Origin of the sequence: Neobacillus muris, from assembly GCF_943193175.1 — a bacterium.
GTDB lineage: Bacteria > Bacillota > Bacilli > Bacillales > Cytobacillaceae > Neobacillus > Neobacillus muris.
Genome location: NZ_CALPDF010000074.1, coordinates 1 through 9847, shown reverse-complemented (window position 1 = coordinate 9847; position 9847 = coordinate 1). Strand labels below are relative to the sequence as shown.

The 9847-nt window shown below is 41.3% G+C and carries 10 protein-coding genes; 6 read left to right on the top strand and 4 right to left on the bottom strand.

All coding sequences use genetic code 11. The features are described from left to right. Window positions 1–100 precede the first annotated feature (100 nt). Window positions 101–886, top strand: coding sequence for a 3-oxoadipate enol-lactonase (gene pcaD, locus NFS43_RS24050; RefSeq protein WP_251555510.1), 786 nt, complete (start codon window positions 101–103; stop codon window positions 884–886). A gap of 193 nt (window positions 887–1079) precedes the next feature. On the opposite strand, the gene NFS43_RS24045 is transcribed toward pcaD, so the two are convergent. Continuing rightward, complete coding sequence (locus NFS43_RS24045; protein ID WP_251555509.1) at window positions 1080–1775, bottom strand: HAD family hydrolase; 696 nt, start codon at window positions 1773–1775, stop codon at window positions 1080–1082. A 255-nt stretch (window positions 1776–2030) separates the two neighbouring features. Here NFS43_RS24045 and NFS43_RS24635 point away from each other — a divergent pair, with 255 nt between their 5' ends. Further along, a complete protein-coding gene (locus NFS43_RS24635; RefSeq protein WP_420910359.1) occupies window positions 2031–2483 on the top strand; it encodes a CBO0543 family protein in 453 nt (150 codons plus the stop codon). A 244-nt stretch (window positions 2484–2727) separates the two neighbouring features. Here the strand turns inward: NFS43_RS24635 and NFS43_RS24040 are convergent, their stop codons facing one another. Beyond that, window positions 2728–3732, bottom strand: coding sequence for a DUF3231 family protein (locus NFS43_RS24040; protein WP_251555508.1), 1005 nt, complete (start codon window positions 3730–3732; stop codon window positions 2728–2730). 418 nt (window positions 3733–4150) lie between these two features. On the opposite strand from NFS43_RS24040, the gene NFS43_RS24035 reads away from it, so the two are divergent. The 3 genes from NFS43_RS24035 to rbsK all read left to right on the top strand — a co-directional run bounded on the left by NFS43_RS24035 (window position 4151) and on the right by rbsK (window position 7107). Continuing rightward, window positions 4151–4843, top strand: coding sequence for a Na-translocating system protein MpsC family protein (locus tag NFS43_RS24035; protein ID WP_251555507.1), 693 nt, complete (start codon window positions 4151–4153; stop codon window positions 4841–4843). A gap of 114 nt (window positions 4844–4957) precedes the next feature. Beyond that, window positions 4958–6007 (top strand): ATP-binding protein, encoded by a 1050-nt coding sequence (locus NFS43_RS24030; RefSeq protein ID WP_251555506.1) that lies wholly within the window; start codon window positions 4958–4960, stop codon window positions 6005–6007. A gap of 182 nt (window positions 6008–6189) precedes the next feature. Continuing rightward, window positions 6190–7107, top strand: coding sequence for a ribokinase (gene rbsK / locus NFS43_RS24025; protein WP_251555505.1), 918 nt, complete (start codon window positions 6190–6192; stop codon window positions 7105–7107). Window positions 7108–7142: 35 nt separating this feature from the next. Here the strand turns inward: rbsK and NFS43_RS24020 are convergent, their stop codons facing one another. Beyond that, window positions 7143–7583, bottom strand: coding sequence for a cell wall hydrolase (locus NFS43_RS24020; RefSeq protein WP_251555504.1), 441 nt, complete (start codon window positions 7581–7583; stop codon window positions 7143–7145). Window positions 7584–7639: 56 nt separating this feature from the next. Next, window positions 7640–8449, bottom strand: coding sequence for an AAC(3) family N-acetyltransferase (locus NFS43_RS24015; RefSeq protein WP_251555502.1), 810 nt, complete (start codon window positions 8447–8449; stop codon window positions 7640–7642). A 321-nt stretch (window positions 8450–8770) separates the two neighbouring features. Between NFS43_RS24015 and NFS43_RS24010 the strand changes: the two genes are divergently transcribed. Continuing rightward, window positions 8771–9595, top strand: coding sequence for a DODA-type extradiol aromatic ring-opening family dioxygenase (locus NFS43_RS24010; protein ID WP_251555501.1), 825 nt, complete (start codon window positions 8771–8773; stop codon window positions 9593–9595). Window positions 9596–9847 lie beyond the last annotated feature (252 nt).

The window sequence follows — 9847 nt, the reverse complement described above, 5'->3', positions numbered from 1 at the left end:
GTGACAATTTTTTTGCTTATAAAGCCCTCTATCAAGGTATTTTATAGCCTGTTTTAAATAAAAGTTTTTACAATACGGCAGGTTATGGAGGGGGATGGGTATGAATTTTATTGAAGTGAATGGGGTCCGCTTGCATTACCGTTTCGACGGTCCGGAGGAGTTTCCGGTGCTGGTCCTTTCGAATTCTTTGGGTACGGATCTTTCCATGTGGAATCCGCAAATCGAAGAATTAACTAAGCATTTTAGGGTCCTGCGATATGATGCACGCGGTCACGGCCAATCTGATGTTCCAGCGGGGCCATATTCGATTGAGCAGCTCGGGCAGGATGTGGTGGGCCTGTTAGATGGCTTGGAAATTGAACGGGCCCATTTTGCAGGTGTTTCGATGGGCGGCATGACGGGGATGTGGCTGGCTTTGAATGTGCCGGAGCGTCTTGGAAAAATGGCATTTTGCAATACGGCTGCCTTCATTGGTCCGCGCACTATTTGGGATGCCCGGATTTCGGCTGTGCAAGACGGCGGGATGGCAGCGATCACGGAAGGGGTTTTGGCACGCTGGTTTACGGAATCCTATCTTGAGAAAGGACCGGATGAGGCAGAGCAGGTAAGGAGGGTGCTTTTAGGGACTTCTCCTGACGGGTATGCTTTGGCCTGTGCGGCCGTACGTGATATGGATTTGCGTGATGCGGTGAAATCTATTGCAGTACCGGCATTGGTGATCTCAGGAAAAGCGGATTTGGCGACGCCTCCTCGTGATGGGCAATATCTTGCCGAACAGATAAGGGGTGCGCGATATGTGGAGCTGAGTGGTGCGCATCTGTCTAATATAGAGATCTCGGGGGAGTTTACCCGGGAACTGGTGAACTTCTTGCTCGGCCATTCTTAACGGAGAAACGTCTTAAAAAACAAGAAAACCACCTAACGCTGTCACGAGCAAAAGGGAATAATACAGACAGCCGCTGTCCTGACGGCAGTGGCTGCAGGGAGAAGTGTTCACAGCACTTCTCTTTTTATCTATTAAAGTGGGAGTCTGCTGTGCTTTCTAGTTATTTCCATTATAGAAGAAAACATAAAATCTTCTATAGTAAAAATAACTGCCATAATTCTTTATGTGTATGGACGATTTGATCTGGAAGAAAAGTAGAGTTAGGCATCGTTCTTCCTCGATGATTCATCCATATGGAATTCCATCCCGCCTGTTTCGCCCCGATTACATCATTATCAAAGGAATCTCCAATATAAACGGTCTTATCCCTATTTAAACGGAGCTTTTTTTCAACAAATTGGAACGCCTCGTGAGCAGGCTTAGCCGCCCCGATCGCGGAAGAAATGAATATATGTTCATCCGGAATCCATTTGCCAAGACCTAACTGGTTTATTTTCCTCAGTTGGTGCTCATAAGGGCCATTTGTCAAGATTCCTAGTTGTTTCCCTTCCTGATATAGGTGCTCTAATAGGTATTCTACCTCAGGAACAAGCGTTATTTTTTGCTGTTCTTCCTCATAGGTTTTTTGGATTTCTATGGCGTCGTCCTGGCTAATCTCCAGACCAAATTCTTGGCAAGCAGCCATAAGGCGATAGGTATGTAACTCCAGCAAGGAAATCGTTCCTGCTTCACTTTGATTAAATAGTCTGTCACTATGCTTTCTGCTGGAAATAAAAAGTTGATCAATCGGCAGATCCTTTATGTGCTGGAACTTCTTTTCAAATGCCAGTTTAAAGGGCTGCAATTGATCATATAAAGTGTCATCTACATCAAATAGTATTGTCTCCACGTAACATCCCTCATCTTTATGTATTCCACTCTCCTAAGTGATTATTATTAGAATATCATGTTTGTTCAAGGAGTGTAGTTATTAAGAGATATTGACGGATATAAAATGAGGGCAACCATAAGTTGTTTCCCTTGCTTCTGGTGACTTTAGGGGTTCTAAACTATATGTCCTTTTTTATTGCTTATTTTTCAAAAAATAGAGCATAGTAAAATTAAGAGTAACAGTCAGTTTAAGAGTTTTAAGGGAAGGAGAATTATGTTGTGGATCCTCATATATATTCTTTTTATCATTTCTAACATAATGTCCTTTTTTGTTCCGAAAAGGATCAATAAGGCTGAAATTTATGCTACCTGTTTATTTGCTTATGCATACGGTTTGACAGCTGATATGATATTCGATATACATTATGACTTTTATGGCTATTTTCAAAAAGGATTTCAATGGATGGGGCTTCTCGGAATCATTCTATATTTTCCCTCCATTAGTTTTTTATTTCTCAATTTCTATCCTTTAGATAAAAGGATCGATAAAAAAGCACTTTATATCATACTCTGGTCTTTATTTTCCGTTATATTTGAATGGATTTCTTTACAGACTGATTTTTTTTACTATAATGGGTGGAAACTTTGGTATTCTGCGATATCCTATCCCTTCATCTACTTTGTTCTTGTGATAAATATGAGGATTATTCAAAGAATTAATAGATAATCTTATGTTCTTGCACAACTACCGAAAAGCTTTCGTTAGAAACCTTTGTGCAAACCACATTAAAAGCCATCCTCTTCAAAAATAGAGGGTGGCTTATTTATGACTTTTCTAATGAAACATCCAATTATGGTACCGGAAACCAATAACAATGGGCAGTTAGAAGGATCTGTAACAACTGCCCAAACCCAGGAAGGGCGTTGCTCCGCTTGTAAATCCTGTTTTCCTTATCTGCCCCTACGGATTTCTACACTTCCCTTGCCATTTCTTTTCTATTAGGAGCAAGTGGAGGCTGCTCTAGCCATTTATTTTGCACCATCAAATTAAACCATTTTTTTGTTACCATAAGATTCTTTAAAATAGTACCCTCATAAGCGGTCACAAGATCTGTTCTCATGGCTGATGCTAGACCTGCCCCATGATAGTTTTGTGCTGCCTGAAATAAAAATCCCATATGATACAGCATTAACTTATCCGAAAAAGGGGAGTCTGTTGAAGTAGTTACTTCTGTTTCCATGGATCTCGGTACGGGCAAATTATCCGCTTGCATTATTTTTGCAAAGGCTTTTATTTGATTATCAGCTGTTTTTTCGGAATCGGTTAAAAATTTTCTTACATCTTTTGTTTGGGCTACTTGACTAAAGGCAATAGACAGTGTTTTAGCCATAACGCTTTTTTTAAGGTTAAAAGAAATACTAATGATTTCTGTCGCTGCTAATTTCCTGCCCTTCCCGAAATATCCATCCGTGAAATCTTGGCTGGATACATATTGAGGGTTATCCGCTGGATAAAAAAAGGGGTCTCTTTGAAAACTTCCTTTTTCCAATAATACCTCAATGGTCTGATGGTACATCTTTTTTGCATCGTTATCGCATGAATCGTAAAAATTTCTTAAATCTTTTCTTACCGAAACAGCTAATGCAGTGCTGTGTCCTAGCAGACCATGTAATGTCATGATATGTAAATAATTGAGGCAAAATATATCCGTAAATAATCTTGTTTTCCCTTTATACAGGTCAGAGTCAGTAAATCCAATAGGAACTGGAAACCCTTCGTTCTGGATAAAAGTGACTATTTGTTGCTTTTGTTTATCGAATGTATTTATGGCGTCGTTAAAAATGGCTTTTATTTGCTCGTCTTCAATAATAGAGACCATATATCGATTTACTACATCTGTCATCGTACCGTTCACATATTCCCCCCATAAAGTTCCGATCTCAGAAGATGTCAGTTTAAAGTTGTTTTCATTCATATTCTCACCTCTTAACTATTATTTTCCCATTCAGCCAATGTTATGAATTTCATGAAAGCTTTCATTAATATATATGTAAAGAACAGGTAGAAGAAAATATTTCAGAGACTCTGATGCTCCATGGGGTGACGGTTCTAATATAGCCTTGGAAAATACAAATTATGCGGAACATCCACATCTTAGAATAATTTATCCTTGAAAAGGGAGTGTAAAGAATACAGTTCATCTATAAAAGACAAAAGGATTAAACATTTAGTCGAGATCACCATTTTGACTGCTCTTTTTCTCTATGAAGGAGTGAGATTCTTAAAAATTTTGTGAATATAAAAAAGGATAAATTGATAAATTCATTATTGCCCTATAAAATAAGAGTAGGATAAAAGAAATAATGCTTTTATCTTATAAAGGATGGTTTTCTTTGGAAAACAAACAAGTGCAGCTAGAACTAGCGGGTTATATTGGAAGAACACTTCGCGAAAACTTTGGGAAGGGACCTGAATCCGTTTTTGTTTCCTATAACGATTCTATTTTGGCCATTTATTTAAGAAACTTTCTGTCGCCTTCCGAAAGAGTTTTATTGGGACAAGGACAAGAAGTAATGGTTCAAACCACACGGGATATGCTTATGCAAACGCTCATTCCCGAATTTAGGGCATACATCACCATTCTAACGGGAATGGAAGTAAAGGAATTTTATTATGACTGGGGGCTTCATAATAAAACCGGAATATTTGTCTGCATCGGGACACCCCCTGAGGCAGCTGAACCCATGAAAGATCATACATACGAAGGAAATGAAAACCTTCATGCAGAAATAAAGAGAATTAGTATTCTCGCCCAAAAAGAGCCAGAAAAGGTGTATTCCTACCTATTGAATCCAAGAACATTGGTGGTCATCCGGGAAGGAATCCTTGTGGCGATCGAAAAAGAATTAATTCGTTTAGGCGGTTCGGAAACATTGCGGCTTGCTAAACGAAATCTGGAAAAGCGGCTGTTGCATAATAGCAGCCATTTTGAGGGCATTCTCCAAACGAAAGTGGATGACATTTTTGTGGATTGGGACTTTCAATTAGACAAAAGTGCAATCGCTCTCATTTTATCCAATCCATAATAGAGGCGGAAGTGAGTTAGACATATAAATGAGCTAAACACAAGCCAAGGTGGGTCTATTCCATCTTGGTTTTTTTATGGAAAAAATGAACGGGAAAGGAATTAATAGATAAAGATGAACGGTTTTGTAGAAGAAATGAAAAACCTGAAACAAGCTTTGCAAAATGTAATGGAACATTCACCAGATGCAGTTGTCATTGCTGGCCATGAAAAAATTTTATACGTGAACGAAATAGGCCTGAAATTGTTTCACGCTGCCAGTATGGCAGAAATGGACTCGAGAACGCTAGTAGACTTTGTTCATCCCAATGATCATCAAGCAGTAAAGGAACGAATAAAAAGGGTGATGAACGGAGAGGTAACTGATTTTATGCCCTTCGTTTTGATTCGTGTGGATGGCACTCCCCTTGAGGTGGAGATGAAAGGAATTCCGACCTTTTTTAACCATCAGGCAGCCCAGCATATCCTGATTCGAGATATGACGGAAAGGAAAAAGACGCAAACTCTTTTGCTTAATTCGGAGAAATTAACCATTGCCGGGCAGCTGGCTGCCGGAATTGCACATGAGGTGAGGAATCCACTTACGGCCATTAAAGGATTTATTAAGCTATTGGAAGCGCAATTGGAAAACAAAACCTATTTCGATATCATTCACTCTGAAATGGATCGAATCGAGCTGATCCTCAGCGAATTATTGGTCCTTGCCAAACCGCAGGATTTAAAGTTTCAAAAAGAGAAAATGAGCACGTTAATTGAGGAAGTCAAAGCGCTCATTGATACACAGGCCAATATGAATAATGTCCAAATTGATTTATTGAATGAATGTGGAGACGTCAGCCTTCAATGTGATAAAAATCAGCTAAAGCAAGTGTTTATCAATTTTTTGAAAAATTCCATGGAGGCGATGCCGGATGGAGGAAATATTACGATTGAAATCAAAAAATGTACCGATGAGAAGGTAAAAATCCTTATTAAGGATTCAGGCAATGGAATTCCGCCGCATCTCCTTCAGCGTATCGGAGAACCATTTTTTACAACGAAAGAAAGCGGAACCGGCTTAGGGGTCATGATTTCTAAGCAAATTATCGAAAATCATCATGGCTGCGTCAATTTTTGGAGCGATGAGGACGGAACCTTGATTGAAGTTATTTTTCCTTTAGGTTAAGGGGATTATGGCGTGCACGTCACCAAAGATTGGTAGTTTTAAAGGTTTTTTAGTAGGGTTACTTAAATAAAGTCGGAAACAATTGTAGATTCCATCATTTTTATGTATTTTTATAGTAAGAGAAAGGCTCTGTCGGTAACATTGGGTCTATTATCCTTTAATCTAAACAGGAGCGGGTAAAGATGAGTATTCTGGTGGTTGGAAGTATCAATATGGATATTGTCAATCGGGTAGTGAACCATCCGCTTCCGGGTGAAACCATCCATGGGTTAAGTACGGATTATTCACCAGGAGGAAAAGGGGCTAATCAGGCTGTGGCGGCTGCGCGGGCAGGCGGACAGGTCACGATGTTAGGGGCCGTCGGAACTGACCCCTATCAGGAGGCATTGCTGAAATCCCTTCACGACGCTGACGTCCAAACGAATGGCATCATGAAAAAACAAGGAACCTCTGGCATGGCGTTTATTACCGTTGATGGATCCGGTGAAAATACCATCATTTTATCAGAAGGCGCAAACGGGAAGCTGACTGTCCAAGACATCGAGGAACGGCTCCACTTGCTGGATCATGCCCATTTTGTTTTATTGCAAAATGAGATTCCCGTGGAAACGACCTTCTACGTTTTGGAGCAGGCCAAACAACGAAAGGTCGGTACCTTTTTTAATCCGGCGCCTGCGCTTCAGATTCCGGTGGAGATTTTTCCGTTTATCGATTGTCTCATTTTAAATGAAACCGAAATTGAAGTCGTAACCGGTATCCGCATTCGGACAGAGGCGGCCATGGAAGAGGCTGTCCAATGGCTGATTGCCCATGGTGTGAGTACCGTTATTTTAACGCTTGGAGAACAGGGCTCGTATTATGTTTCAAAAGAGGAAGGCGCGATCCGCACCTCCGGGTTTATCGTGCCTGCGGTTGATACAACGGGAGCCGGTGACACTTTTATTGGCGCTTTTGCAGCCGCGAAAGCTTCCGGAAAAAAGACAAGGGAGTCGCTCTTGTTTGCCACGGCGGCCTCCGTGTTAACGGTGACTAAGCCCGGCGCGCAGAACGCTATACCGCTGGGAACTGAGATTGAGGCGTTTTTAGAGGGGCACAAATAACGGGTACGTATAAAAAGCTTACTCAAAGAGTAAGCTTAGCCTCGATAAACACTTTCGCATGTTCCGGCTTTTGGCTCATAAAAACAATGTTCTTTAAATTGGCCGGATTGCGGTTGATCGTACCATGTCGGAGGGCAGGGAGCATGTGGATTAAAATACCATAGGGCATATTTTCCTGGGTGATCCCTCCAATAATCCAAATTCATTTTGGCTAATCTTTTTTCAGCCGTTCTTGCCCGTTGATAAAAGACATTCCCTTTTTGAACGGCTTCAAAGGAATAATTTCCTCCTTGCACCTGAAAAATAACTTGGTTAATGTTTCTTAATCCTTTAAAGTCTAAACAATCGGCTACGAGCCGGTTCACAATGACATTTCCTACATACAGCATTCCCTGTTTTCCTTCACCTTCGGCCTCGGCCCTCATCATCCTCGCCATTAAATCAACGTCCGAACTTCGGTAATTTACTCTTGGCATTTTATCACCCCAAAAGTATAGTATGAAAAAAATCCTATATTGATGTCATCCTCATTTTATTTGTTATGATCATAATTTGTTAACCATGCTTCCGCATAATCGACCGCTTCTTTCAGGGAGAACAGCCGGCAATCGGCGGAGCCTACATTACCGGATAATAGGGCATGTTCCCTTTCGAAATCCTCGCCCAGCTGATCGAATAGTTCCTCTCTGAACTCCAAATCCTTGAATTCCTTCCAGACTCTTTTTCCTTCCATTAGCACCGGGGCAGCTTTGCTTACTATTTTTCGATAAGGAATCCGATATTCAGCAAGATGGAAACAAGTGTTACTGCCAAATTGGGCCCCCAGCAATAATACAAATGATTGTTGATGATAAAGTTTCGCTAAAGGGGATTGTTCCCCTAGCCCAAAATCGAGGCTATGGTCGTCAAGGAGGTGATTTTTTTCTTTGCCCCAAGCGACAAATGAATAGTTGGGATGGCTGCTTCTGATTACTCCGGGATAGTTCCTGAACACTTCGACTATTTTTCCTAAACCCGTGGTGACGGGCGTATAATCTGGATGGTAGGCTGGCATAGTGTCTCGAATGGTTTCCCACCACTCCTGCGGAACGGGAGGGTATTGCCATTCTGCTGGGTCTGATAATTCGACTGATTGGGAGGGCATCACGATGGTCCCTTCCTCGGTAACAACCTCTATTAACGCTTGAATCACCGCGATTTCTCCACCGTTTACCCAGCCAAGGGATGATAAGGAGGAGTGCACTAGCAGGGTCATTCCTTTTTTAAGTCCTAAGGCTCGTAAATCTTCTGCAATCGATTGTTTGGTTCTTGGAAAACGGGTATACTCGATTATTTTTTTCATCATAATTCCTCTCCTGAAATAAACTCAAACCCTTATTATATGCATTTGATGACAGAAATTTCGTACTATATATCCATTATATCGTGTAACTGCTGCGGATAGGGTGTGGGTGTTTATTATTTTTATCTAATTTTTAATAAAATGAGACTGAGAGCTAGACCAAGCCAATCGTTTTTTTGTGTATAATAGTTTTACGGGAAAATATACCGAATTTTCCATTAAATATGCGTATGTTCTTTTTTACCTACGAAGATCATTGAATCAAGGTATTTCTTAATAGAAAATAGGAATTTGATAAAAAGAAAAGAGGCAGAAATAATTATGAATCCATTTGCATTTGCCTGCATGACTCCACATGGCGGTGAACTGATTCCCGAATTGCAAGGAAAAGACCCTAAGAGGATGTCTTTGACAAGAAACAACATGGTCAAGCTGGGTGAACGAATGTCCGCTTCTAATCCAGATTGTTTAATTGTCCTGACACCTCATGGCGTTAGGGTGGATCGGCAATTTTCCATGACGGACTCTGAACGAATGTCAGGTTCGGTTGAGGAAAACGGTGAAACCTTTTATATGGAAAAACAAGTAGATCGAGAGATGGCCAGACTTATTTACGCCTCTGCCCGCAAGGAGGGAATACCAGCGGCTGCCATTAATTTTGGTACCGCCGCTGGTCCGATTTCTTGCTTGCCGCTTGATTGGGGAGCCATTGTCCCCCTTCGCTTTATGCCGGATGTTCCGGTTGTCGTCATCAATCCTACAAGGGAATTATCCTTTGCTGAGCATATTCGTTTTGGAAAAATTGTTCGGGAAGCCGTTCAGAAATCCAATAAGAAAGTGGGTCTCATTGCGAGCTGTGATTGGGCCCATGCCCATGCAGAAATCGGTCCCTATGGTTTTGACCCTGCAGCTAAACGGTTTGATGATCATGTGGTGGAGCTCATGGAAGCGAACGAATTGGAAAAGATGGCTCATTTTGATGCCAGCTTTATTGAGGCAGCCAAGCCTGATGGGATTTGGCAGACGCTTGTCCTAGCAGGGGCGATCCCCAAGGAGGAGCGCCAAATTGAATTATTGTCTTATGAGGTGCCCACGTATTTTGGTTTAATTTGTGCCGCCATCCATTCTTCGGGTTCTGATGCTTAGTCATGGCTTGAATTTCTTGTTTCATGGAATGGTTCCAAATGTAGTGTGATTCTTATAAAAAGTCTCTTTTATTGGCAGGTATTTGCCTCGTACTTAGATCGACTTGAAATGTGGTCATAGCGGGTTCAAGACGACAAAAATAAGAGGGGTTCGTCCAAAATTGCCGCCATGGAGAGTTCAAGACGACAAAACCAAGGAGAAGCCGTCCGGAATTGTCGCCATGACGGGTTCAAGACGACAAAAATAAGAGGA